Origin of the sequence: Empedobacter sp. R132-2 (assembly GCF_030324375.1) — a bacterium.
Lineage (GTDB): Bacteria > Bacteroidota > Bacteroidia > Flavobacteriales > Weeksellaceae > Empedobacter > Empedobacter falsenii_B.
Genome location: NZ_JACAGG010000036.1, coordinates 1 through 24,309, shown reverse-complemented (window position 1 = coordinate 24,309; position 24,309 = coordinate 1). Strand labels below are relative to the sequence as shown.

Annotated in this window: 21 protein-coding genes; 5 read left to right on the top strand and 16 right to left on the bottom strand. The window is 32.2% G+C overall.

Features of this window, described 5'->3' with window-relative positions; genetic code table 11:
* Window positions 1-515: 515 nt before the first annotated feature.
* The gene (gene glyA / locus HXZ69_RS13105) at window positions 516-1,790 is read left to right on the top strand and encodes a serine hydroxymethyltransferase (protein ID WP_286496237.1); all 1,275 of its coding nucleotides are present in this window, start codon (window positions 516-518) and stop codon (window positions 1,788-1,790) included.
* Window positions 1,791-2,241: 451 nt separating this feature from the next.
* Here glyA and atpG read toward each other — a convergent pair whose 3' ends face one another.
* The 8 genes from atpG to HXZ69_RS13065 form a co-directional block, all read right to left on the bottom strand.
* Window positions 2,242-3,114, bottom strand: a complete 873-nt coding sequence (gene atpG, locus HXZ69_RS13100; RefSeq protein ID WP_221854234.1) for an ATP synthase F1 subunit gamma — start codon at window positions 3,112-3,114, stop codon at window positions 2,242-2,244.
* Between the two features lie 71 nt (window positions 3,115-3,185).
* Entirely contained in the window at window positions 3,186-4,760 is a 1,575-nt protein-coding gene (gene atpA / locus HXZ69_RS13095; RefSeq protein WP_038335134.1) for a F0F1 ATP synthase subunit alpha, read from the bottom strand.
* An 11-nt stretch (window positions 4,761-4,771) separates the two neighbouring features.
* Window positions 4,772-5,332, bottom strand: coding sequence for an ATP synthase F1 subunit delta (atpH, locus tag HXZ69_RS13090; RefSeq protein WP_114997871.1), 561 nt, complete (start codon window positions 5,330-5,332; stop codon window positions 4,772-4,774).
* 2 nt (window positions 5,333-5,334) lie between these two features.
* Complete coding sequence (locus HXZ69_RS13085; protein ID WP_286496236.1) at window positions 5,335-5,829, bottom strand: F0F1 ATP synthase subunit B; 495 nt, start codon at window positions 5,827-5,829, stop codon at window positions 5,335-5,337.
* Window positions 5,830-5,926: 97 nt separating this feature from the next.
* Entirely contained in the window at window positions 5,927-6,136 is a 210-nt protein-coding gene (atpE, locus tag HXZ69_RS13080) for an ATP synthase F0 subunit C (RefSeq protein ID WP_013598300.1), read from the bottom strand.
* A gap of 54 nt (window positions 6,137-6,190) precedes the next feature.
* A complete protein-coding gene (atpB, locus tag HXZ69_RS13075; RefSeq protein WP_286496235.1) occupies window positions 6,191-7,324 on the bottom strand; it encodes a F0F1 ATP synthase subunit A in 1,134 nt (377 codons plus the stop codon).
* 78 nt (window positions 7,325-7,402) lie between these two features.
* The gene (locus tag HXZ69_RS13070) at window positions 7,403-7,783 is read right to left on the bottom strand and encodes a hypothetical protein (RefSeq protein WP_286496234.1); all 381 of its coding nucleotides are present in this window, start codon (window positions 7,781-7,783) and stop codon (window positions 7,403-7,405) included.
* Window positions 7,784-7,788: 5 nt separating this feature from the next.
* Entirely contained in the window at window positions 7,789-8,004 is a 216-nt protein-coding gene (locus tag HXZ69_RS13065) for an AtpZ/AtpI family protein (protein WP_286496233.1), read from the bottom strand.
* 32 nt (window positions 8,005-8,036) lie between these two features.
* Between HXZ69_RS13065 and dusB the strand changes: the two genes are divergently transcribed.
* On the top strand, window positions 8,037-9,032 hold the full coding sequence (dusB, locus tag HXZ69_RS13060; RefSeq protein ID WP_286496232.1) for a tRNA dihydrouridine synthase DusB: 996 nt from the start codon (window positions 8,037-8,039) through the stop codon (window positions 9,030-9,032).
* A gap of 77 nt (window positions 9,033-9,109) precedes the next feature.
* Here dusB and HXZ69_RS13055 read toward each other — a convergent pair whose 3' ends face one another.
* The 8 genes from HXZ69_RS13055 to folE form a co-directional block, all read right to left on the bottom strand.
* A complete protein-coding gene (locus HXZ69_RS13055) occupies window positions 9,110-9,406 on the bottom strand; it encodes a hypothetical protein (RefSeq protein ID WP_221854236.1) in 297 nt (98 codons plus the stop codon).
* Window positions 9,407-9,489: 83 nt separating this feature from the next.
* Window positions 9,490-10,551, bottom strand: coding sequence for a DUF2891 domain-containing protein (locus HXZ69_RS13050; RefSeq protein WP_286496230.1), 1,062 nt, complete (start codon window positions 10,549-10,551; stop codon window positions 9,490-9,492).
* A gap of 76 nt (window positions 10,552-10,627) precedes the next feature.
* Window positions 10,628-13,156 (bottom strand): TonB-dependent receptor, encoded by a 2,529-nt coding sequence (locus HXZ69_RS13045; RefSeq protein WP_125350595.1) that lies wholly within the window; start codon window positions 13,154-13,156, stop codon window positions 10,628-10,630.
* Between the two features lie 6 nt (window positions 13,157-13,162).
* The gene (locus tag HXZ69_RS13040; RefSeq protein ID WP_185144215.1) at window positions 13,163-14,020 is read right to left on the bottom strand and encodes a GLPGLI family protein; all 858 of its coding nucleotides are present in this window, start codon (window positions 14,018-14,020) and stop codon (window positions 13,163-13,165) included.
* A gap of 249 nt (window positions 14,021-14,269) precedes the next feature.
* The gene (locus HXZ69_RS13035) at window positions 14,270-15,295 is read right to left on the bottom strand and encodes an alpha/beta hydrolase (RefSeq protein WP_286496229.1); all 1,026 of its coding nucleotides are present in this window, start codon (window positions 15,293-15,295) and stop codon (window positions 14,270-14,272) included.
* 109 nt (window positions 15,296-15,404) lie between these two features.
* Window positions 15,405-17,333 carry a putative porin gene (locus HXZ69_RS13030; protein WP_286496227.1) on the bottom strand — a complete coding sequence of 643 codons (1,929 nt, stop codon included), beginning with the start codon at window positions 17,331-17,333 and terminating at the stop codon, window positions 15,405-15,407.
* A gap of 95 nt (window positions 17,334-17,428) precedes the next feature.
* Window positions 17,429-18,901, bottom strand: coding sequence for a cysteine--tRNA ligase (gene cysS / locus HXZ69_RS13025; RefSeq protein WP_286496226.1), 1,473 nt, complete (start codon window positions 18,899-18,901; stop codon window positions 17,429-17,431).
* 17 nt (window positions 18,902-18,918) lie between these two features.
* A complete protein-coding gene (folE, locus tag HXZ69_RS13020) occupies window positions 18,919-19,596 on the bottom strand; it encodes a GTP cyclohydrolase I FolE (RefSeq protein ID WP_114997904.1) in 678 nt (225 codons plus the stop codon).
* Window positions 19,597-19,735: 139 nt separating this feature from the next.
* Here folE and hutH point away from each other — a divergent pair, with 139 nt between their 5' ends.
* The 3 genes from hutH (at window position 19,736) to HXZ69_RS13005 (ending at window position 24,240) form a co-directional block, all read left to right on the top strand.
* The gene (gene hutH, locus HXZ69_RS13015; RefSeq protein WP_286496225.1) at window positions 19,736-21,244 is read left to right on the top strand and encodes a histidine ammonia-lyase; all 1,509 of its coding nucleotides are present in this window, start codon (window positions 19,736-19,738) and stop codon (window positions 21,242-21,244) included.
* A gap of 302 nt (window positions 21,245-21,546) precedes the next feature.
* Window positions 21,547-23,526 carry a urocanate hydratase gene (gene hutU / locus HXZ69_RS13010; protein WP_286496223.1) on the top strand — a complete coding sequence of 660 codons (1,980 nt, stop codon included), beginning with the start codon at window positions 21,547-21,549 and terminating at the stop codon, window positions 23,524-23,526.
* Between the two features lie 6 nt (window positions 23,527-23,532).
* Window positions 23,533-24,240 (top strand): hypothetical protein, encoded by a 708-nt coding sequence (locus tag HXZ69_RS13005; protein WP_286496222.1) that lies wholly within the window; start codon window positions 23,533-23,535, stop codon window positions 24,238-24,240.
* The last annotated feature ends 69 nt before the right edge of the window (window positions 24,241-24,309 follow it).

Here is a 24,309-nt window from a genome sequence, read left to right as displayed (position 1 = left end):
AGAAATTTTGAATATCTAAGAAACCATCTTTCATTTTTTACTTGATGAAAAAACGAAACAAAAAAATCAAGACCTCAATAAATCGGCTGAAAATGAGTCATTCTACGCGAAAAGATTTAAAAACCTATCGGCTAAATCTTTTTTATAGCTTCGAATTTCTTCATTTTTTTACGCCTTTTTATTGAAAGGTCATTTGAAATTCCTTTGAATAAGTAAATTGGTTTTCAATTATTAATAAGGTATGATTCTGAAAAAAGTATAAATATTATTACTCAAAACTCAGAACTTATTACTCACAACTCGAGATGCGTTAGGGATAGGAGTGGAAATCCTTTGCGTGAAACGAAGCGATAGCGGAGTTGCAACGCAAAGATTGCAACGAATAGCCCGCCCGAAGGGAACGCCCAAATCATTAGAAAAATTGTTTTGATAATTCTTAGGTTATTGCGAATATATCAGTTAGAAATTCTAATGATAAAAGCTTATATTTGAAACACAATTAATACAAACAAAACATGGCACAAGATGTAATCTTCGATTTGATTGAAGAAGAAAAAGAAAGACAACTGAATGGAATTGAATTAATCGCATCAGAAAACTTTGTTTCGGACAACGTAATGCGCGCGATGGGTTCTGTTTTGACAAATAAATATGCAGAAGGTTATCCTGGAAAGCGCTACTACGGTGGTTGCGAAGTTGTAGACGAAGTAGAAACTATTGCAATTGATCGTTTGAAAGCGTTGTTTAATGCAGAGTATGCGAATGTGCAACCTCACTCAGGATCTCAGGCAAATGCAGCTGTTTACTTAGCATGTTTGAAGCCAGGAGACAAGATCTTAGGATTCGATTTATCGCACGGAGGGCACTTAACTCACGGTTCTCCTGTTAATTTTTCTGGGTTAACTTACCAAACTTCTTTCTATGGAGTGGACAAAGAGACGGGAAGAATTGACTACGAAGCTATGGCAGAAACTGCTCGTAAAGAGAAGCCTCAAATGATAATTTGTGGTGCTTCGGCATATTCAAGAGACATAGATTATGCTAAATTTCGTGAGGTAGCTGATGAAGTTGGTGCTTTGTTATTAGCTGATATCTCGCATCCTGCTGGGTTAATCGCCCGCGGAATCTTAAACGATCCTATGCCTCATTGTCATATCGTAACGACGACAACTCACAAAACTTTACGTGGTCCTCGTGGTGGAGTCATTATGATGGGGAAAGATTTTGAGAACCCTTGGGGAGCAAAAACTCCTAAAGGTGAAGTGAAAATGATGTCTCAAATCTTGAACGGAGCAGTGTTCCCTGGTACACAAGGTGGGCCTTTGGAGCATGTAATCGCGTCTAAAGCTGTTGCTTTTGAAGAGGCTTTATCTGATGGTTATATGGACTATATTGTACAAGTTGTGAAGAATGCTAAGGCTTTAGCTGCGGCATTGGTTGCAAAAGGTTATGACATTGTTTCCGGAGGTACAGATAATCACTGTATGTTGATCGACTTACGTAACAAAGGTATTTCTGGGAAACAAGCAGAAAACGCTTTAGTTTCGGCAGAAATCACTTGTAACAAAAACATGGTTCCTTTCGATGATAAATCTCCTTTCGTTACATCGGGGATTCGTTTAGGTACGGCTGCTGTAACAACTCGTGGGTTGGTTGAAGCAGATATGCAAACTGTTGCTGACTTGATTGACGAAGTATTAATGAATATTGATAACGAAGAAATCATTAATGGAGTTGCAGATCGTGTAAACGAGTTCATGTCTTCTCGCCCATTATTTCAAATGAAATAAATAGAAACTTAGTTTCGATGATAACAATAGAAAAGTCCTGAGCATTGCTTAGGACTTTTTGTTTGATATAAAATGTCGAGACGTTTTAATCAAAACCACCTTAGCTTTTAGGTAAAATCACTTGACGTTTTTATTGAAATGTCTTGAGGAAATAATTTATTTCATTCTAACTTATAATAAGATTGAACTAATAAGAATTCTAATTAGATATATGATTACAAAAATTATCATCCTGAATAAAGTAATAACTAAGTAGAAGTATTTCTTCAATAATATGTTAAAGACTAATTATTCAAAAGTGTTTTATAGATTTTTATTCTGAATGATAAATACAATTGTTAGAATCTATTAAAAGTTTTATTACTTCTTTATAATCTAAAGTAAACATTATAAAAAAAGCAACTTCGAGATGAAGTTGCTTTTCTATTTAAAATAATATAAGTCTTTGTTCTTACGCATTCAATGCTTCTGCACCACCAACGATCTCTAAGATCTCGTTTGTAATAGCAGCTTGACGAGCTTTATTGTATTGAATTTTCAATCCTTTTTGTAACTCGCTTGCGTTGTCTGTTGCTTTATGCATTGCAGTCATACGTGCTCCGTGCTCAGAAGCGTTAGCATCTAATACGGCTTTGAATAATTGCGTTTTCAACGTTTGAGGGATTAAGTCTCTTAAAATTTCTTCTTTCGAAGGGTTGAAGATATAATCTAACTCTGCTGAATTGTTTGCTTCTTCTTCAGTTTTCTCTAAAACGACTGGTAAAAATTGTTCGTCTTGTACAATTTGAACAGCTGCATTTTGAAATTGATTGTAGATAATTCTGATTTGATCAAAGTCACCCGCAGTAAATTTCTCTACTAAATCGTCTGCAATTTCAGCTACATCTGCAAAATTTAAATTATCCCAAATGCTTGATGCATTTTTATAGATAGTTTGTGTTTTACTAAAAGTATCATTAGCTTTTTTACCAATTGCTAAAATCTCTACGTGTTTACTTGCTAATTCGCCAGCTAATAACGCATTTACTTTTTTGATGATGCTTGAGTTGTATCCTCCACATAAACCTCTATTTGAGTTAATAACGACTAAAAGTACTTTATTAACTTCGCGCTCTTCTGTTAATGCACCTCCTACTTCAGCTTCTAAAGTAGAACTTACATTTTGTAAAAGTTCACGTAATTTATCTGCATAAGGACGTAACTGTACGATAGAATCTGTAGCACGTTTTAGTTTTGCAGCAGAAACTAATTTCATAGCACTTGTAATCTGCATTGTAGAACCTACAGAAGTAATACGGTTACGTATATCTTTTAAATTTGGCATAATTCTATTTGAGATGAAGGATTAAAAGGAACTTAGAGATTCGGAAACCTCTAAGTTTCATTTATATTTTATTAGTATTTAGAAGTAGTTTCTGTGATAACTTTCTTCAATACATCCATAATTTCATCAGTCCATTTACCTAAACGGATAGATGTTAAAGTGTCTGCATATTTGTTGCGCATTAACTCAACAAAGTCAGCTTGCCACTCTTTCACTTGGTTAACTGGAACGTTTTTCAACATACCGTTAGTACCCGCATAAATAACTGCTACTTGTTCTTCTACTGGAATTGGAGCGTTAACACCTTGTTTTAATAACTCAACGTTACGTTCACCTTTACCAATTACGTTCATTGTAGCTGCATCTAAATCAGAACCAAATTTCGCGAAAGCTTCTAACTCACGGTATTGTGCTTGGTCTAATTTTAATGTACCAGATACTTTTTTCATTGGTTTTGTTTGTGCAGAACCACCAACACGAGATACAGAGATACCTACGTTGATCGCTGGACGAACACCTGAGTTGAATAAATCAGACTCTAAGAAGATTTGTCCATCTGTAATCGAAATTACGTTTGTTGGGATATATGCAGAAACGTCACCAGCTTGAGTTTCGATAATTGGTAAAGCAGTTAAAGAACCACCACCTTTTACGATACCTTTCATAGATTCTGGTAAATCATTCATTTGAGATGCAATTGCATCATCTTTGATTACTTTTGCAGCACGCTCTAATAAACGAGAGTGTAAGTAGAAAACGTCTCCAGGATATGCTTCACGTCCTGGTGGGCGACGTAATAATAAAGACACCTCACGGTATGCAACGGCTTGTTTAGATAAATCATCATAAACAATTAACGCTGGACGACCAGAGTCACGGAAATACTCTCCGATTGCAGCACCTGCCATTGGAGCATATACTTGCATTGGAGCTGGATCAGATGCATTAGCAGCAACTACTACTGTATATTTATCTGCACCGTGGTCTTGTAATGTTTTCATGATACCTGCTACTGTAGAACCTTTTTGTCCTACTGCAACATAGATACAGAAAACTGTTTCACCTCTATCGTAAAACTCTTTTTGATTTAAGATTGCATCTAAAGCAACAGAAGTTTTACCTGTTTGACGGTCACCAATGATTAACTCACGTTGTCCACGTCCAATTGGAATCATCGAGTCAATAGAAACGATACCAGTTTGTAATGGTTCGTTTACTGGTTGACGATAGATAACCCCAGGAGCTTTACGCTCGATAGGCATTTCATATAATTGTCCTTCGATTGGTCCTTTACCATCGATAGGATTTCCTAACATATCTACAACACGTCCTAACATTCCTTCACCTACGTTAATAGATGCAATTTTGTTTGTACGTTTTACAGTGTCACCTTCTTTAATACCTTTTGAAGGTCCGAAAAGTACAATACCTACGTTGTCTTCTTCAAGGTTTTGTACCATTCCTTCTAACCCGTTTGAGAATTCTACTAATTCTCCGTATTGAGCATTGTCTAACCCGTAAACACGAGCAATACCATCCCCAACAGTTAGAACGGTTCCTACTTCTGCTAATTCAACTGATGAATCAAAGCTTGTAAGTTGTTGTTTTAATATAGCTGAAACTTCAGCTGGATTTATTTCTGGCATTTCTGAAATATTTAAAATTTAGGAATGTATTCGTTTTTCGAAAAATCTTTTTTTAATGTAGCTAACTTAGTTTTGATTGACGAATCAACTTGATTGTTTCCTATTTTTAAAACGAAACCTCCAATTAAAGATGCATCAATTTTGTTCTCTACTTTTACTTGACTATTTGTAGCTAAAGTTTGTTTTGCTTTTGCTACAATATTATCAATTGTATTTTGATCTAATTGTACTGCCGAAGTAATTTCTGCTGTTACAATATTATTTGCTAAATCGTATAATGAAATAAACTGATCTGCAATTTTAGACAAAATATTTTCTCTACCATGTCTTACGACTAACGAAATGAATGTTTGAGAAGTTTTTGATAAAGATTTGAAAATCTCACTCAATACAGCTTCTTTTTTCTTTGCATCAATCACTGGAGAATTTAAGAAAACTCTTAAATCATCATTCTCTTTAATGACTTTGCGAACATCATTCATTTCAGCATACACTACGTCTGTTTGGCTTGCTCCATTCGCAAACTCCATCAAACCTTTAGCATATCTATGTGCTGCTCTGAATCCTGCCATGATTAATTGAATTTAACTTGATCAATAACATCATTCACTAAAGCTTCTTGTGCAGATTTATCTGACAATTCTTTAGTTAAGATTTTTTCAGCAATTTTAATTGACAACTGTCCAACTTGATTTTTGATATCAGCCATAGCTGATGCTTTTTCATTTTGGATAGCTGACTTAGCATTTTCAATTAATTTGTTTGCTTCTACAGTTGCAGAATTTTTCGCCTCGTTGATGATATTTTCTTTCATTTCACGCGCTTCTTTCAAGATAGCATCACGTTCAGCACGAGCTTCTTTCATGATTTTCTCGTTTTGAGCGTTTAATAAAGCCATCTCTTCTTTCGCTTTTCTAGCTGCGTTTAATGCATCCTCGATAGATTGTTCTCTTTCTTTAACTGCAGATAGAATTGGTTTCCAAGCTAATGATCTTAACAATACTAATAAGATGATAAATACGACCGCAGTCCAAAAAATAAGACCAACTGAAGGTGTAATTAAATCCATTGTGTGTATGTATTAAATTTTATTTTTTACTAATTAATTTTTTAATGAATTAGCTTCAACAACCAACCGTTATTGAAGCTAATTTTTAATTCAAATATTATCCGTTACCTAATAACGCAACTACGATACCGAATAAACCTGCACCCTCGATTAAGGCTGCTGCGATAATCATAGCTGTTTGAATTTTTGAAGCCGCTTCTGGTTGTCTAGCGATTCCTTCCATAGCTGATCCACCGATTTTACCGATACCTAAACCAACTCCTAAAACTGCTAAACCAGCTCCGATTGCTGCAATACTTCCTGTCATGATAATTGTATTTAATTATTAAAAAATTATTTTATTGTTTTTTATATTCTATTCTTAATGGTGATCGTGTTCTGCTACTGCTGTTCCGATAAATAACGAAACTAACATTGTGAATACGAACGCTTGTAATGCCGCTACTAACAACTCTAAACAGTAGATAAATAACGCTAATGGGATAGATCCACCTGCCATAGCTTCTGTTTGGAAAATAAAGATTAACGAAATTAACGACATAATGATGATGTGACCTGCAGTAATGTTCGCAAATAAACGAATCATTAAGGCGAAAGGTTTTGTAATAATCCCGATTAACTCAATTGGAGCTAAGATTAATTTTACTGGAACCGGCACTCCTGGCATCCATAACATATGTCCCCAGTAACCTTTGTTTCCTGAGAAATTAATTACGATTAATGCAATTAATGCTAATACAAATGTAACTGCGATATTACCTGTAACGTTAGCTGCACCTGGTAACAATCCTAATAAATTGTTGATCCAAATGAAGAAAAATAACGTTAATAAATAAGGCATAAATTTCGCGTATTTTTTCTCACCAATATTTGGAATCGCTACTTCATCACGAACAAAAATAATAATTGGCTCGATGAATCCTGCGATACCTTTTGGTACCATATTTCCTTTTTTGTAGTTAGATGCAACTGCAGAGAAAACTAAGATTAAAATCACGAAAGAGATTAACATTGATGTTACGTTTTTCGTAATAGAAAAATCTAATGGTTTTTCATTCTCTAAATGAATAGCTCCTTTTTCGTCTACGTGAGGTTTGATTGTACCCTGCGCATCTGTTTTGTAGATTTTTTCGTGGTAATTGATGTAGTAATTTCCGTTACTTTCAACAATCGCTTCATTGTGGTGAAATTTAGAAGACATAAAAACTTGTAAACCATTATCCCATAAAATAACAGGTAATGCAACTCCTACACTTTTTTCTCCTTCTCCCCATAAATGCCAATCGTGCGCATCTGCAATGTGGTGCATGATACCTGGAACTGGGTTAAATGTAGATTCGCCAGATTTCACTTTAGTAGCTTCCTCTTGACTTTTTACTTGCTCACTTTTAATTAACTCCTCAAACGTTTTTGGAAGACTTTCGTGCGGAACTGCTGTAGAGGCAAATCCGAAATTGAAAAGTAATAAAAACGCTAATAACGCTGAAAATTTCATGTATAATTCCTTTGTTTCTAAATTGCGTGCAAAATTATAGTAAATTAACCACTTACCAAAGTCAAATGCTAAAAATCATTAAACTTTTTTTAACTTTAAATTAATTAAGCGAATAAACACTAAAACTTCGGCTAGCAAAATTACAAAATAACTTATAATTAATTGCACAACATTTAATTTAATTTGTTCATTCACAACAATCAATGCTAATACAATTGCCATCTTCGCAATCATCCCTCCCATAAAGGCAAAACCAACATATTCTGGAAATTTTATCTTCACAAAACAACCAACTTGCAAAATCATTAATGTAATTAATCCAATTATTAAATACATTTTTGGAACAATTAGCGGATTTTCGCTAAAATTATAATGCGCAACAATTGCGTAATGAATACCACAAAAAATTGCAACCATTGCAATAAAAAAAAGTGCTAAAAGAATAAATTTCTTAATCATTAAAATTATTTTTTTGGTAATTGCTTCAACATCAAATATAATCCTGCAAAAACTCCCAGCAAAGATAAGCCAGCCGTCCATAATGGCTTCTCTGTTTCCATTTTTTTATCCAAAAATGTTCCTAACCAAGCAAATAACGCAATCGTTACCGCCATCTGTATTCCCATCGCAGAAAATTTTAAATATTGATTTACACCTTCGGACTTTCGTTCTTCTTTCATAAGTTTTATGTAATTTTGCAAAAAATTATTTCGTGGTAAAGATAGGAAACATAGAATTACCAGACTTCCCTTTATTGCTTGCACCAATGGAAGATGTGAGTGATCCGCCATTTCGTCGCCTATGCAAAATGCATGGTGCAGACTTGATGTATACAGAGTTTATTTCATCTGAAGGATTGATTCGTGATGCAATAAAAAGTCGTCAAAAATTAGATATTTTTGATTACGAACGTCCTATTGGTATTCAGATTTTTGGTGGAGATGAAGAAGCCATGGCGATGTCAGCTAAAATTGTCGAGACTGTTCAGCCTGATATTGTTGATATTAACTTTGGATGTCCTGTAAAAAAAGTGGTTTGTAAAGGCGCTGGAGCTGGTGTATTAAAAGATATAGATTTGATGGTACGTTTAACAAAATCTGTTGTTGAAAGTACACATTTACCAGTTACTGTTAAAACGCGTTTGGGTTGGGATTCTGATTCGATTAACATTTATGAAGTTGCAGAACGTTTGCAAGAAACAGGTATCAAAGCCTTGTCAATTCACGGACGTACGCGTACGCAGATGTATAAAGGACAAGCAAATTGGGAACCGATTGCAAAGGTAAAATCGAATCCGAATATTGAGATTCCAATTTTTGGAAATGGAGATATTGATTCGCCACAAAAAGCGATCGAATACAAAGAAAAATACGGTGTTGATGGTGTGATGATTGGTCGTGCGGCGATTGGTTATCCTTGGATTTTCGAGCAAATTAAACATTATCGAGAAACAGGAGAATTGTTACCAGAACCAACAATTGTAGAACGAATGGAAGCGGCTAAAAATCACTTAAATTGGGCGATTGATTGGAAAGGTGAACGTACAGGAATTTTGGAAACACGTATGCATTATACCAATTATTTCAAAGGAATTCCAAATTTTAAACCTTATCGCACAAAGTTAGTTACACAAGATAATTTAGTTGATTTGGAAGCTACTTTCAAAGAAATTGAAGAAGAATTTATTCCAACATTAGAAGAAATTTAATCGTTAGAAATAATTCATCTCTATAAAAAAATCCACCAATTACTTGGTGGATTTTTCATTTAAACTTGAGACTATAATTAATTACAATTATCTACAAGCAACACTTCTTCTGGATTCAGCGTATCATATTTCATCAATACAACTTCGTCCACGTCTGCTCTAGATCGTAAAGTAACTTCATAAACTTCATCATTCACAGGATATTGTATAGTTGCTTTCGGACGTTTAAATGTTCCGCTAGTTTCCACAACAACACCTTCTACGCATTTCCCTGTTTTAGCCAATTGATCTTCTAATTGACTTTTCGAATATTGACTAAATCCGAATGCTGCAAGACCTAAAACTGCAATGACGATATAAAAATATTTTTTCATAGAATTAAAATTTAATGTTTCGTATAGTTTTGTTTGAAACAAATTTAGATTCAATTCTATCGTTATAAAATCCCTATTATTAGCTAATTTTTAGTTTCACGTTTGGTTTTCAGCGCATAAAGTGCAAAAGTTCCCAACCAATGACTTCCCATATAATCATCATTTGAAATATTATTGAACGAATAATTGAAGTGATGATTTGCCCAATCATTCAAATAATTTAACTCTGGTAATTTTGCAGAAATTTGATACAAAGCCGTTGCACGACTAAAATTCAAACCATCCAAATGAACCAATTGCCCATCCGTACGATCCGAAACAATTCCAGGTTTTAGCTCATGTTTTTTATCAAACAATTGTGGTAAAAATGATTTCAACCATTTTTTATATTCATCATGCGGATGAATTTTAGACATCAACAAAGCCTCTTCCAAACAAGCCGAAAGAAAATCTGATCCACTTGGTTCGAAAGCAATATTGCAACTTTTATCTTTTAAATAAAGACGATTTGCATTATCAGTAATCACTTTTTCGAATGTTTTATCATTCACAGAACGTGCATAATCTATCGCTAAGCTCAAACCAAAAGCTGTGTTATCATGCGTACCTGTACGAATTGGATAAACTAATTTCGGCAAATATTCTTTGTATCGAACAATAATCAAATCACTCAAAGGTTTCATATTTTTTGCCCAAACTTGCGCATCTTTATCTTGCCAATGATTCAATTCCATTTGCAATTGTAACAACCAAGCCCAACCATAAGTACGCTCGAAATTCTTGTTATTTTTATCATTGAAAAAGGCCATTTCAACCGCAACATTTTCTGCTGTAATCAATTGATTTAACTCATTTCTAACCTGATTATTTTGATCCAATTCAGGAAAATTTTTCATCAATTTCACAATCGACCAAAATCCATGCACAGACGAATGCCAATCAAAACAACCATAAAAAATTGGACGCAATTGCTTTGGCGTTTTAAGATCTGCATCACTTCCCAAAACATTTCCTAATTTATTCGGGTATTCTACAGAAATACAATGCGTTGGTAATTCAAATATTTTTTTGGCTTGATCTAAGTGTAATTCTTGCGCAAAAACTATAGATGATATAAAGGTTGATAAGATAATAAATCGTTTCATGAAGATTGTTTTTACTAAGATAGAAATTATTCTTTGCTTATACCAAGTTGATGATAATTCTACTAAAAATAGTCTTTTATAAATTAAATCTTATACCTCCCATTAAATATCCAGATAAAGTTTTAAGATTTACGTAACCTTGATAATCTGTTGTAGAAATATTTTTTAACATAGAATTTTGATTAAGATTAATAAAATTAAATCCTTGAATAAATAGATCAAAATTTTTTAATTTATAATCAATTTCAGTGTAAAAGTTCCAGTTTGTATTTTTTATTACTTCTATATTTTTAATAATTTGATTATCATTTAAAACTCCTACTTTAATTTTAGCATTCTTGTAATTGTAAGTAACTCCAAAATCATTTTTTATAGTAAATATATTTTGTCTATCAATTTTCTTATTATCATTAACAAACACTTGGAATGTGTTTTTATAATAAACTTGTAAATTTGACTTAAATCTTGATGTAAAATTAGTTTTTAGATTAAAATTAGTTGAATAAAGATTATTTAATTCATTATTAATTTTCTGAACATTTTCTGTATAATTAAGAATTCCATTCGCTTTAAAAGCTATGGGAATTTTATTAAAAATATAATCATAATTAATAAAAAGTAACAAATTATCTGTTTGTTCTGCCTTAAAAAACGCTTTGTAAATTAAATTATTTTGATAACGTATATCTTCAGCTATATCATTTTTATTTTGATCATAACTTACATTTACAAAAAATGTTCTTCCTTTACTTAGATTTAGTTTTAAATAATTTATCGACACACTGTTTGTTCTTTTTATAAATAGTTCGTCTATTGATGATTGGTCTAATATTGTTAAATAATCTACTCTTCTTTCGTAGGTATTTAGAAAATCTAAAGTTGGAATTCCGGCATCTAAATAGGAATACTTTAAGGTTAATTTTCCTCCTTTATTTAATGTATATGCAAGAGATACTACTGGAGAAATACTAAAATTTTGTTCTAATGATTTTTGATTAGAATTATAGTAATTAACAATTAAACTTGAAGATATTAAAAGATTTTTATTGTATAAATAACTAAACACACCTCCTATTACTGCATTAAACAATCTATTTTCTTCTTTATTTTTTTGATTTATTAAGGTTGATAAATTATAATTTTGTAATGATGTATTGGTATAATAATTATATGTAAATTTATTTTTTGAAGATTTTACTGAGTACCCGATTTTATAAAGATTAAATTTTGATTGGTTCGTATTAATTTCTTCTTGTTCTGTTATTAGATAATTTTTTGTTTGAGAATTAAAATCTAATGTCAATTCTCCCAATAAATTATCATTTAAAACATTAAACCAATTTAATTTCTGAATAAAATTTTGTTCTTTACTATTTTCAGAATATAAATTTTGATTAATATCAGAATCTATTGTGTTTTGAGTATAATCAAATTTTGAATCTAATACTACGTAATTATTTTTGTTAATTTTCCAATCCAAATTGAATACATTTTGAACAAAATAGGGTTTTTCATCAATTTGCTGAATTTCATTTAATTTGAAAATCCCATAATTTTTGTATGTATCTTGTCTTTTAATCGAAGTATTAAAATCAAATAAAGTATAATTTTTAATTAATAATTTGTCGTTAATTTTCTGATTATAATTTAGTGATGAAAAGAAGTTTTTACGATCATAAAAATTCCGTTGTTCTCTAAGAAAACTGGGAATATCCTTTTCATCTATTTTAGACACACCATTACCATTTCTTTTAATGGTTTGGTTCAACTCAAAATAATCTTCCATCGTCATAGCGACTTCTCCTATTGTATTGTAATGATTGATAAAAGCGATATTGCCTTTTTTATTGAAATTGAATAAGTTTATTCTATTATTTGTATTAAAATCATTACCTAACGCAAAAGAAGCGTTCCCAGATATTGTATTTTGATAATTTTCTTTTAGTTTAATATTTAATACTTTTTTTCCTCCAGAACTAAAGCTTTTTAATATATCATTAGGTTGGTAATTAGAAATCAAATCAATACCTTCTATCATTTCATCGGTAATATTCTTTGTTGCTAATTGATGTTTGTTTCCAAAAAATTCTGCACCATCAATCAAAATATTATCCATTTTTTTACCTTGATAATATACTACGCCATTTTCATCAATTTGCAATCCAGGCAACTTTTCTATTAAGTCGCCTAAAGTTCTTTCATTACCAGTTCTTATTGCTGCTAAATTATATTGTATAGTATCTTCTTTTACTTTACCAAAGCTTTTGTTGTTAATAATTACTTCTTCTAATTTAACAAGTTCTTCTGATAAAAATATTTCGATAGATTTACCTTCATTTAGTTCGATATTTTCTTGATATTGAGAATAATTAAGCACATTAACTTTTAGTGTATATACTCCTTTTTCTAAATTGATAAAATTAAAAAAACCTTGACTATTTGTTTTTTTAAAACCTTTAAACGTATCGTCTAAAAATAACTGAACCACTGCATTATGTAGTGGTTCGGAGTTATTATCTTTTACATAACCATTTATAGACAAATTTTGAGCAAATAGTAACGAACTGATGAAAAAAAAGAACTTAAAATAAACTATTTTTTTCATCTATTTTTATTCACTTTTAATAACGATTCTATTTGTTTTTACACCTGACGAATTTTCTATTTTTGATGAAATAGAAGACTGCTTCAGTTCTTCCATTTTCTTTGAATACTCTTGCGTCGTTAAGACATTAGAAAATGATGGAAGCTGTATTTCTTTTTCTGCTTTATTAATAGATTTTAAAGTAATGTATTTCTTATCTGTTTCTACTTCTACTATTAATCCTGGTAAACCATTAAAAATTTCAGGCCCATCTGTTATTGCTATCTCAGAAAGATACCATGCCGTAACTTGTCCTAATTTAGGGTCATCCAAAGTCGCTTTTTGGGCAGTATATCCTCCAACTGATTTTGTTTCATTGGTAATTTTCCATAAATTTTGCAAATCACTCTTTTGCATTACTGTAAGTTTTTCGCCTTTTATTTCAGTTGTTTTATAGATAGTTGATGTTTCCAAATTTTTATAAAATACATCACTTACAAATGAAATGGTCGTGTTTTTTACAATTCTTTTGTTTCCGTTCGTATTTTCTACTTGGTTATTGTTTTTATCATCTTCAGTTGCTAAAGTCTTATAAATAGATTCATTTCCATTTGTTTCCAAAACACTGTATCTTGGCTTAGACAGTCTATCTTTTATCATTTGCTGTGCATGCACTGGTAATTGTGCAACCTTGGCCTCATCTATTTTTACTGTTTCTACATATTCTATTGTATAAGAATTTTTGATAATCCCAATATTTTGTTTATCATTTTTCATTTTAATTTCATTAGTAGAAATACTATTTGAATTTAATTCATTTTCTGTTAAAGCTTTCTTATCTGAACATCCGTTCATTAACGTTAAAATAACTAATACTGTATACATTTTCATTGTTTTTTATTAAAGGCCCTTAAAACTATTAGTAGATTAAACTAATTAATCACAGTATATACCTGATTCAAAGTAGTATTCATATTCCCAACTACCATCAGAATAAAGAGTAAATGACTCTTCCTCATACTCATAGTAATAACAATCATCAATTAATGATGTAATTTCAGAATTATCATTTTTTAATAATTAGTATTGATCAATATTCTAAAACTATAAATAAATAACCAAAAAAACAAATTATTATAGATTTAAGAATTTTTCTAACTCTTCTTTTGCTTGTAAACTTTCAGGAAAATTTTTCACATTTTGTTCAAAAAACTGTTTTGCTAAATCATTTTTCTTTTGTTTTACCAGATAATTTGCAACATTATTGATATACGTTTCTGTTGGTTGAAAAGAATAATTCAATTTTCTAGAAATCGTTTCAAAAGAATCCTTCACCAAATTTGGTTGATTCGGAATCTCTTTAATATTCACACGATAACCATCAAACTGCCAACGCAAATAATCAATCGAGCCAATCATCGGAACCGAACCATGTTCTTCGTCAATATATTGTTTGTAATGATAATTCAATGATTTATTCTTTGATGATTTCAAACGTTCGTCCACCTTTTTTATACTTTGATAATGGTCTCGTAAATGATCTGCATTTTGACTTTCACCAACTTGTGTTATCATGAAGAATCGATTCTCGAAAGAATGATTTTCTAAATTTTGATAAAGATTCAATAATTCTTTGTCATTAAACCAAACACTTGGATCGTGCGCAACATATCCATTGAAAGTTTTGGGATGGTTGTACAAGGTTTTCAACGCAAAATATCCACCTAAAGAATGTCCAATTAACAAACGAAAATCATTCACACGATAATTTTTCTGCATAAAAGGAAACAATTCATTTTGAATAAAATTCAGAAAATTAACATCATTTACATGTGTAAAATCTTTTGTTCGATCACCATTTTTATTCGTAATTCCGACAATGATCGATTCGGGCATTTCTGGATAAAAACCAGATTGAAATTTAGAAACTACGCCTGTTAAAAACGTAAAATTAGATTCGGCATCTAACACATAAATCACAGGATAATTTACTTTTTGAAGTTTATTATTAGAATACGATTTGGGAAGATTCACCCAAATTTCTCGTTCAGTATTTAAGATTTTAGAATTTATTTTTTGGATTTCGGCAATTGATAATTTTTCTTGCGAAAAACCGATTTGAGAGAAAAACAAACAAAATAAAAGTAGGAATTTTTTCATGTATAAAATTTCCCTAAAAATAGTTATTTAGAATTATTCTACACAGATGATTTTGGACAGAAAAAACGACCTCATCAAGAAGTCGTTTTTCTATATAATTTGTATTTTTTTAACTAAAAATATTCCATTTCAAGCCAAGTTGAAACTTGAAATCTCGGTACGGAACATTTGGCGCTGCAAAATAATCAGGTTGTTTTGTAAACGACGCATTGATATGTTCACCACGAATGTAAAAACGCATATTGCGAACCTTGAAATTGATAAAAACATCCAAAATAGGATAACCTCCAATTTCTTGTATACTTGCAGGGTCTTGCAAAGCAAATTCATTAAGAATTGGGATGTAACGCAAACCGTTGTATTTCGTAAAATATGTTGCATTAATACCAGCTTGCAGTTGAGCATTTTTGTTGAATAATTCTCCTTGCCAATACAATGTTTCACGAATCAAGAAATCTGGCAAAGGCATATACTCTTCGTTTTTCGTTACTTTTTGATATTGCGCTGTCGAAACTAAATTAATCTTTCCGAAACGTAAATGATTTTCACCTTTTATCTTGAAATAATTGATATTATCCGCCAATTGCTCATAATTCAAAATATCATTCAAATACACTTTATTGTCAATATTATAAATTGAGGCTTCTAACGTCGTGTTGACTTTATCTAACTTTAATTTTGCAAATAAATTTTGAACATTTTCAGTTTCAAATTGATTAACGTAATTAAAATTATTAAAGAAACTTTGATTATAAACCGCATTCAACGAAGGAAGTTTTGACTGAATAACCGCTCCTGCGCTCAATGTATAACCTTCTATCGGCGTCACATCTAATACTGCATCTACATTATAAACACTTTTGTAATTATCTGATTGCAAATATTCAACATTTCCGTAAAGTTTCAATTTTTCATTCCAATCAAAATCCACTTTTCCAACAACTCCAAAAAGATTTTCCTCTATTTGCTTTGGAACTGCAACAATCGTCATGGCTTGATCAGCAAAAACGCGTAAATTTTGGAATTTAACACCAGCCTCTATCTTCACACGATCTGTCCATTGAAAACCAGCAGTTGTCGTATTGGATAAATCTGTAAAACTCTTTTTACTTCTATAATCCATTCCAGTTATAATCGGCGTAGAATATAAAGTTCCATTTGGTGACGTATCCTCGTAGCGATATTTTTGCTTTTCGTACGAAAATTTATTCTTCAATTCGATTGGATTATAAAAAGTCGAATCTTTTTCATTCATCTTTTTTAAGATTCCGTACGAAGCATTCAATTCAATTCGACGCGCATCAAACTCAGATTTTGCTGTTTGCGAATTCACCGGAATATTACGAACATTCGTCATTCTGCGATCATCTTGCAAAATAAAATCGTTGATATCCTCTATTCCACCGTTTTCATTATTTTTCAGATTTTGTGCTGCATAATTCCACCACAATTTAAAACGTTCTGACTTTGTTTTATAATTTGATGAAAAAACAAAGGTATTATTCTGCGCTTTTTCATGTTTATAACGACCTTCGGAAATTAATCCACGATAATGAAACGTATAATTGAATTGCTTGTTGATATTATGCGAAAATGTCGAAGACAGAAAGTTACCTTCTTTTACCCCATTCTCGTAAATAAACTCAGTATATGGCGTTTTGACATCATAATATTTGATATCATTTGCGTAATAATAGTTGTATTTTTTACCAGTTGGTAACATCGAAGGATTGAATGGTGTATTTTGATACTCCAAATCCACCACTACACCTCCAACATTCGGGAAAAATAATTTTCCGAACACATCTTTACGAATAAAATTTTGATTATAATAGTTTTTGATACTTAATGTCGTATCCAATACTTCTGGTTTTCTGCCATTTGTCCAAAACTTATAATCGTCTATTTTGGTTTTATAATATGTAACCGAATCATTTGTTGATGATCCTTTTAATGGTTTTAAAACTTTTATTGAATCCTCCTGAGCTTGCGCTACAACAGCTCCTAATAAAAATAAACCAATGATTGTTTTTTTCATCCTGTTGAATAAATCCTTACAAAAGTAATCTAAAATTGAGAGATACAAAAAAACCCACTTATTTCTAAGTGGGTTAAATATTTTATAAATCTTTCTTAAAAAGTGAAAGTTGTTCCGTCAGCGCCGTCTTTTAGTTGGATACCTAATGCACTTAATTCATCACGAATTTGATCTGATAATGCCCAATTTTTATCTACACGTGCCTGATTACGCATTTCGATTAGCATTTTTACAACACCATCTAATTTATCTGAACTTTCGTTTGCAACTTCTGTATCCAAACCTAAAACATCATGAACAAAACCATTCATAATTGCTTTTAAACGTTCTAAATCTTCTGCTATAATATTCTCGAAACTATCTTTGATTGAATTAATCATTTTTACTGCCTCAAATAAATGTGCGATCAATATTGGCGTATTGAAATCATCATCCATTGCGGTGTATAATTTCGCTTCTAATTCATCAATATTAACGGTAGAAGTTTTCTTTGGTGTAATTGTTTCTAATGTTTTTAATGCTTCAACCAAACGATTATATCCTTTTTCTGAAGCTAACATTGCATCATTCGAAATATCTAAAACACTGCGATAATGCGCTTGTAAGAAACAAAAACGTACAACAGCAGGATGAAATGGTTTTTCGAAGAAATCATTTTCACCATTCACTAATTGCATTGGCAAAATGTAATTTCCAGTCGATTTGCTCATACGCTGACCATTCATCGTCAACATATTTGCATGCATCCAATATTTTACTGGTTCGTGACCATTAGAACCTTTTGCTTGCGCAATTTCACATTCGTGGTGAGGGAATTTAAGATCCATTCCACCTCCATGAATATCGAAATAATCTCCAAGATATTTTGTACTCATCACTGTACATTCTAAGTGCCAACCAGGAAAACCATCTCCCCAAGGTGAAGCCCAACGCATGATGTGAGCAGGCGAAGCATTTTTCCAAAGTGCAAAATCCACTGGGTTTTTCTTCTCTCCTTGCCCATCTAAATCTCTTGTATTATTGATTAATTCTTCGATGTTACGGTTACTCAATTCACCATAATCAAGTCCTTTTTTGTTGTAAGCTTCTACATCAAAATAAACTGATCCGTTTACTTCATAAGCAAATCCTAAATCAATTAATTTCTCTGCTAAAGCAATTTGTTCCAAAATATGACCTGTCGCTGTAGGTTCGATTGTTGGAGGTAGTAAATTAAATCTTTCTAAAACTTTATGAAAATCAACCGTATATTTCTGTACGATCTCCATTGGTTCTAACTTTTCTAGTTTAGATTGTTTTACAAAACGATCATTTTCTACATTTCCGTCATCTGTTAAATGTCCTGCATCAGTAATATTACGAACGTAACGAACTTTGTAACCCAAAAATTTTAGGTAACGATAAATCATATCAAACGACATAAACGTACGTACATTCCCAAGATGCACATTACTGTAAACGGTAGGTCCACAAACATACATTCCAACATTATCTTGATTAATTGGTTCGAACGTTTCTTTCTGTCCCGTTAAGGAATTATGTAATTTTAATTGATTTTCTTTTACCATTTTATAGGATTTATATTTTAAACATTAAAAGTAGTTTTCATTCCGATGTACGAAATAAACTCTTTTCTTAATTGCTCATTATCTTTAAATGCTCCACCATATTCGGCAGTTACTGTACTTGATTCGATGTCTTTGATTCCGCGCGAATTCACACACAAATGTTTCGCATCAATAATACATGCTACATCGTCTGTACCTAACGCTTCTTGCATTGCTTTCACAATTTGCATTGTCAAACGCTCTTGTACTTGCGGACGTTTTGCATAATATTCTACAATACGATTCATTTTAGACAATCCGATTACTTTCCCTTTCGAGATGTAACCAACATGTGCACGTCCAACAATTGGTAAAAAGTGATGCTCGCAAGTCGAATAAACCACGATATCTTTTTCAACCAACATTTGATTGTAGTTATATTTATTTTCGAAAGTTGACATTCCAGGCTTACGCTCTGGCAATAAACCACCAAAAATCTCTTTTACGAACATTTTCGCAACACGTTTTGGCGTTCCTTTCAAACTATCATCTGTTAAATCTAAGCCTAAAGTTTCCATGATGTTACGGAAATCCGCTTCTATCTTTTCCACTTTTTCTTCAGCAGACAACTCAAAGGCATCAGCTCTCAAAGGCGTTTCTAAGTTTGCTGAAATATGGTCGTCCCCCATTTCGTCATGAAGATGTTTATCACACATTACATAAAAATTTTAGCAAATTTATAAAAGATAGTGTTATAAAACCTTATCAAATCTCAATTTATTACATCTGAAATGATTTCTATCTTTTATCAAATCAATGAAAAGATTATCTTTGAAGTATCACAAATTCGAAAAAATGATCAAGAAAACTTACGGTATCGATTTTCTTTCGTTCGAGGATTACAAAGGAATCAAAGAAGGAAACATCGAAATTGAACTTAATGAAGCAAGTAAAGAACAAATCTTAAAATCGCAACAAAACGTTGCTAAAATAGTTGCTTCTGGTCAAACAATTTATGGAATTAACACTGGTTTTGGACCACTTTGCGACACTAAAATCTCTGAAGAAGAAACGCGTCAACTTCAACATAATTTATTAATCAGTCATGCGGTTGGTGTTGGAAATCCAATCAAGAAAGAAATTTCTAAAACCATGTTAATTGCAAAAGCACATGCTTTATCAAAAGGATATTCTGGTGTGACTTTAGATGTTGTGGAACGAATTTTACTAATGGTCGAAAAAGATATTATTCCGGTCGTTCCTGAAAAAGGATCTGTTGGAGCATCTGGAGATTTAGCGCCATTATCACATTTATTTTTACCATTAATTGGTGAAGGAAAAGTTTGGGATGGCGATACAATTGTTTCGACAAAAGAAGCTTTGGCTAAACATAATTTACAACCTTTACATCTTTCTGCAAAAGAAGGTTTAGGGTTAATCAACGGAACACAATTTATTTTATCTCATGCTTTAAATGGTTTAGAAAAATTCGAATATTTATTGAATTTAGCTGACGTTGCGGGTGCTTTATCATTAGAAGCTTACGAAGGTTCTCCTCGCCCATTCGAAGAAGAATTGCATCAAGTTCGTCCATTCAAAGGAACTTTATTGGTTGCAGAACGCATGCGAAATTTATTGAAAGGTTCTGAAATCGCTTTCTCTCACGCAGATTGTGGTCGTGTACAAGATCCATATTCGTTACGTTGTATGCCTCAAGTTCATGGTGCATCACGAAATGCATTTTTCCATTTACAAGAATTAGCTGAAATCGAATTAAATTCTGTTACCGATAATCCTATCGTTGTTTCGGACGAAGAAGCCATTTCTGGTGGAAACTTCCACGGACAACCATTAGCTATGGTATTAGATTACGCTACAATTGCAGCATCTGAATTAGGAAATATTTCGGATCGTCGTCAATATTTATTGATCGAAGGAAAATATGGTTTACCAAAATTGTTAACAGAAAGCTCTGGTTTAAACTCTGGTTTCATGATTCCTCAATATACCTCAGCAGCACTTTGTACAGAAAACAAAACGTTGTGTTTCCCTGCATCGGCAGATAGTATTCCGACTTCTTTGGGACAAGAAGATCACGTTTCGATGGGAAGTATTTCTGGGCGAAAATTCAATCAAGTTTTAGATAATGTAGAACGTATTTTAGCAATTGAGTTAATGTATGCTTGTCAAGGTTTAGAGTTTAGAAGACCTCGTAAAACAAGTGCTTTCTTAGAAGAAGTTTTTGCAAAAGTTCGTTCGGTTTGTCCTAAATTAGAAGACGATCGTTTGATTGGAGATGACATCAATAATATCATCGATTTATTACAAACAGATGATTTCAAAAAATTAATATTAAGTTTCTAAATTATCCTTTTTATCCAGAATTTGTCGAAGGATAAACTATTAATAATATGGGGAACTAGTATATACAGAAGACTCTTTGACATGCTCAGGGGACGATAAAAACTACGACAATCAAGTAAATGTCATTCCAATAAATAGAGATAATGTTTCCTGAAACAAGTTCAGGAAGGTTTAACGATTAGTCAAATTGAATTCATTTCAACTTCGCATAACTTTTAGAGATTCCTCGACAAGTTCAGAATAACAACAAAAAATCGTAAAACTTATAACGTTTAACGCAAAACATAAAAACACGCAAAAAAATGACTTTTCAAGAACAAATAAAACAAGGTATTCCTTCTGTTTTACCTCAAAAAAAAGACAGAAATCCTAACGTAAGTCACGCACCAAAACGCAAAGAAATCTTATCAGAAGATGAGAAAAAATTAGCGTTAAAAAATGCCTTACGTTATTTTGAACCTCAACATCATGCAACTTTAATTCCTGAATTTAAAGAAGAATTAGAACAATACGGTCGTATTTATATGTACCGTTTAAAACCAGATTATGAAATTTATGCTCGTCCAATTACAGATTATCCTGGAAATTCGGAACAAGCAAAAGCAATCATGTTAATGATTCAGAATAATTTGGATCCTGCAGTTGCTCAACATCCTGATGAATTGATTACCTACGGAGGAAACGGAGCTGTTTTCCAAAATTGGGCGCAATATCTATTAACGATGAAATATTTGTCTGAAATGAAAGAAGAGCAAACCTTGGTGATGTATTCTGGACATCCGATGGGATTATTTCCTTCACACAAAAATGCTCCGCGCGTTGTCGTTACGAATGGAATGGTGATTCCTAATTATTCGAAACCGGATGATTGGGAAAAGATGAATGCGTTAGGTGTTTCTCAATATGGGCAAATGACCGCTGGAAGTTATATGTACATTGGTCCGCAAGGAATTGTTCATGGAACAACGATTACCGTTTTGAATGGTTGTCGCAAAATCGATAATGAAGGTACGGCTGGTAAATTATTTGTAACGGCAGGACTTGGTGGAATGTCAGGTGCTCAACCGAAAGCGGGAAATATCGCAGGTGTTATTTCTGTAACTGCCGAAGTAAACCCTGCTGCGACATACAAACGTCATGAACAAGGTTGGGTGGACGAAGTGATTACTGATTTGGATGAATTGGTTGCTCGTGTGCGCGAAGCCAAAGAAAATAAAGAAGTTGTTTCGATTGCTTATGACGGAAATGTGGTGGATGTTTGGGAAAAATTTGACCAAGAAAATCTATACATCGACTTAGGTTCAGATCAAACATCTTTACATAATCCTTGGGCTGGCGGTTATTATCCAGTTGGATTATCATTTGAAGAAGCAAATCAAATGATGGCTGATAATCCTGAATTATTCAAAGAAAAAGTTCAAGAAACGTTATGTCGTCATGCAGATGCGGTTAACAAACACACAGCAAAAGGAACATATTTCTTCGATTACGGAAATGCTTTCTTATTAGAAGCATCTCGAGCTGGTGCAGATGTAATGGCAGAAAACGAAATTGATTTCAAATATCCATCTTATGTACAAGATATTATGGGACCAATGTGTTTCGATTTTGGATTTGGACCTTTCCGTTGGGTTTGTACTTCAGGAAAACCAGAAGATTTACAAACAACAGATGAAATTGCTTGTCAAGTTTTAGAAGAAATCATGCAACATTCTCCAAAAGAAATTCAGCAACAAATGCAGGATAATATCACGTGGATTAAAGGTGCACAAGAAAACAAATTAGTTGTAGGTTCGCAAGCTCGTATTTTATATGCAGATGCAGAAGGGCGCATCAAAATTGCGAAAGCGTTTAACGATGCAATTGAGAAAGGTGAAATCGGATCAGTTGTTTTAGGTCGTGATCACCATGATGTTTCTGGAACAGATTCTCCTTTCCGCGAAACTTCTAATATTTATGATGGTTCAAAATTCACAGCTGATATGGCGATACATAATGTCATTGGTGATAGTTTCCGAGGAGCTACTTGGGTTTCGATTCACAACGGTGGTGGCGTTGGTTGGGGAGAAGTAATCAATGGTGGATTTGGAATGTTATTGGACGGATCTTCGGATGCGGAACAACGCTTGAAATCCATGTTACATTGGGATGTAAATAATGGAATCGCTCGTCGTTCTTGGGCTAGAAACGAAGAAGCTATATTTGCCATAAAACGCGCCATGGAAGAAGAACCATTGTTAAAGGTTACTTTACCAAATATGGTTGATGAAAATTTATTATAAAAGCTTATGAATACTATTGAAAATTTACTCAAATTAATTTCTTCTCAAAACAAAAGAGATATTAAAAAACTCGAAATTAGAGAATTAGAAGAAGAAAAAAAAGGGAACTTTATTGCTTTTGTAGATGACCAGTCGAATAGTTACGATGTAAATATAGTAATCAAAAATAAAGAAGTTACTTCCCATTCTTGTGATTGTGGAAGTAACGAATCTTGGTGTATTCATCAAAAAAAAATGCTAGAAGAAATCGTAAAACTTACCTCTTTAAAACCTGTTAAAAAAACTCGCATAAAAAAAGAAAAAGAGAGCGAAACTTTACTTAAACTAATTGAAGAAGAAGATTTAAGAAAATGGTTACTTGATTTTTTTAATACAAATAGAGAAGCTGAACAATATTTCATGTTATCATTTTCTCAAAAACAAAAAGAGTATTCTCTTGATGAAGTAGAACAATTAATAAAAGATACAATAACCTCAATAATAGGTAAAAAAAGGAAAGTAGAAATATCCGAAGTAAAAAAGATAATCGATTTACTACAAATTGCTCTTGAACCTGTATTTGCTTATATAGATTGCATTATTAAGACGACAGAAATCGTAAAACCACTAATTATAAGAATATGTGATTTATTACTTTCTTTTCATTTTAACTCGGGTACAACAAGTAAAAGATTAGAAAAATATGTTTACGCTATTATAGAAAAATATCATTAGCGTCCTAAACGTTAAAAGAAAGCGTAAAAAAAGCGCGTAAATTTCGGATCTCAAATTATCTTTGAGTTG

What these genes read in the sequence shown, in the direction of transcription:
- glyA (WP_286496237.1), top strand. Translation starts at nt 516, where the DNA reads ATGGCACAAGATGTAATCTTCGATTTGATTGAAGAAGAAAAAGAAAGA.
- atpG (WP_221854234.1), bottom strand. Translation starts at nt 3,114, where the DNA reads ATGCCAAATTTAAAAGATATACGTAACCGTATTACTTCTGTAGGTTCT.
- atpA (WP_038335134.1), bottom strand. Translation starts at nt 4,760, where the DNA reads ATGCCAGAAATAAATCCAGCTGAAGTTTCAGCTATATTAAAACAACAA.
- atpH (WP_114997871.1), bottom strand. Translation starts at nt 5,332, where the DNA reads ATGGCAGGATTCAGAGCAGCACATAGATATGCTAAAGGTTTGATGGAG.
- HXZ69_RS13085 (WP_286496236.1), bottom strand. Translation starts at nt 5,829, where the DNA reads ATGGATTTAATTACACCTTCAGTTGGTCTTATTTTTTGGACTGCGGTC.
- atpE (WP_013598300.1), bottom strand. Translation starts at nt 6,136, where the DNA reads ATGACAGGAAGTATTGCAGCAATCGGAGCTGGTTTAGCAGTTTTAGGA.
- atpB (WP_286496235.1), bottom strand. Translation starts at nt 7,324, where the DNA reads ATGAAATTTTCAGCGTTATTAGCGTTTTTATTACTTTTCAATTTCGGA.
- HXZ69_RS13070 (WP_286496234.1), bottom strand. Translation starts at nt 7,783, where the DNA reads ATGATTAAGAAATTTATTCTTTTAGCACTTTTTTTTATTGCAATGGTT.
- HXZ69_RS13065 (WP_286496233.1), bottom strand. Translation starts at nt 8,004, where the DNA reads ATGAAAGAAGAACGAAAGTCCGAAGGTGTAAATCAATATTTAAAATTT.
- HXZ69_RS13055 (WP_221854236.1), bottom strand. Translation starts at nt 9,406, where the DNA reads ATGAAAAAATATTTTTATATCGTCATTGCAGTTTTAGGTCTTGCAGCA.
- HXZ69_RS13050 (WP_286496230.1), bottom strand. Translation starts at nt 10,551, where the DNA reads ATGAAACGATTTATTATCTTATCAACCTTTATATCATCTATAGTTTTT.
- HXZ69_RS13045 (WP_125350595.1), bottom strand. Translation starts at nt 13,156, where the DNA reads ATGAAAAAAATAGTTTATTTTAAGTTCTTTTTTTTCATCAGTTCGTTA.
- HXZ69_RS13040 (WP_185144215.1), bottom strand. Translation starts at nt 14,020, where the DNA reads ATGTATACAGTATTAGTTATTTTAACGTTAATGAACGGATGTTCAGAT.
- HXZ69_RS13035 (WP_286496229.1), bottom strand. Translation starts at nt 15,295, where the DNA reads ATGAAAAAATTCCTACTTTTATTTTGTTTGTTTTTCTCTCAAATCGGT.
- HXZ69_RS13030 (WP_286496227.1), bottom strand. Translation starts at nt 17,333, where the DNA reads ATGAAAAAAACAATCATTGGTTTATTTTTATTAGGAGCTGTTGTAGCG.
- cysS (WP_286496226.1), bottom strand. Translation starts at nt 18,901, where the DNA reads ATGGTAAAAGAAAATCAATTAAAATTACATAATTCCTTAACGGGACAG.
- folE (WP_114997904.1), bottom strand. Translation starts at nt 19,596, where the DNA reads ATGTGTGATAAACATCTTCATGACGAAATGGGGGACGACCATATTTCA.
- hutH (WP_286496225.1), top strand. Translation starts at nt 19,736, where the DNA reads ATGATCAAGAAAACTTACGGTATCGATTTTCTTTCGTTCGAGGATTAC.
- hutU (WP_286496223.1), top strand. Translation starts at nt 21,547, where the DNA reads ATGACTTTTCAAGAACAAATAAAACAAGGTATTCCTTCTGTTTTACCT.
- HXZ69_RS13005 (WP_286496222.1), top strand. Translation starts at nt 23,533, where the DNA reads ATGAATACTATTGAAAATTTACTCAAATTAATTTCTTCTCAAAACAAA.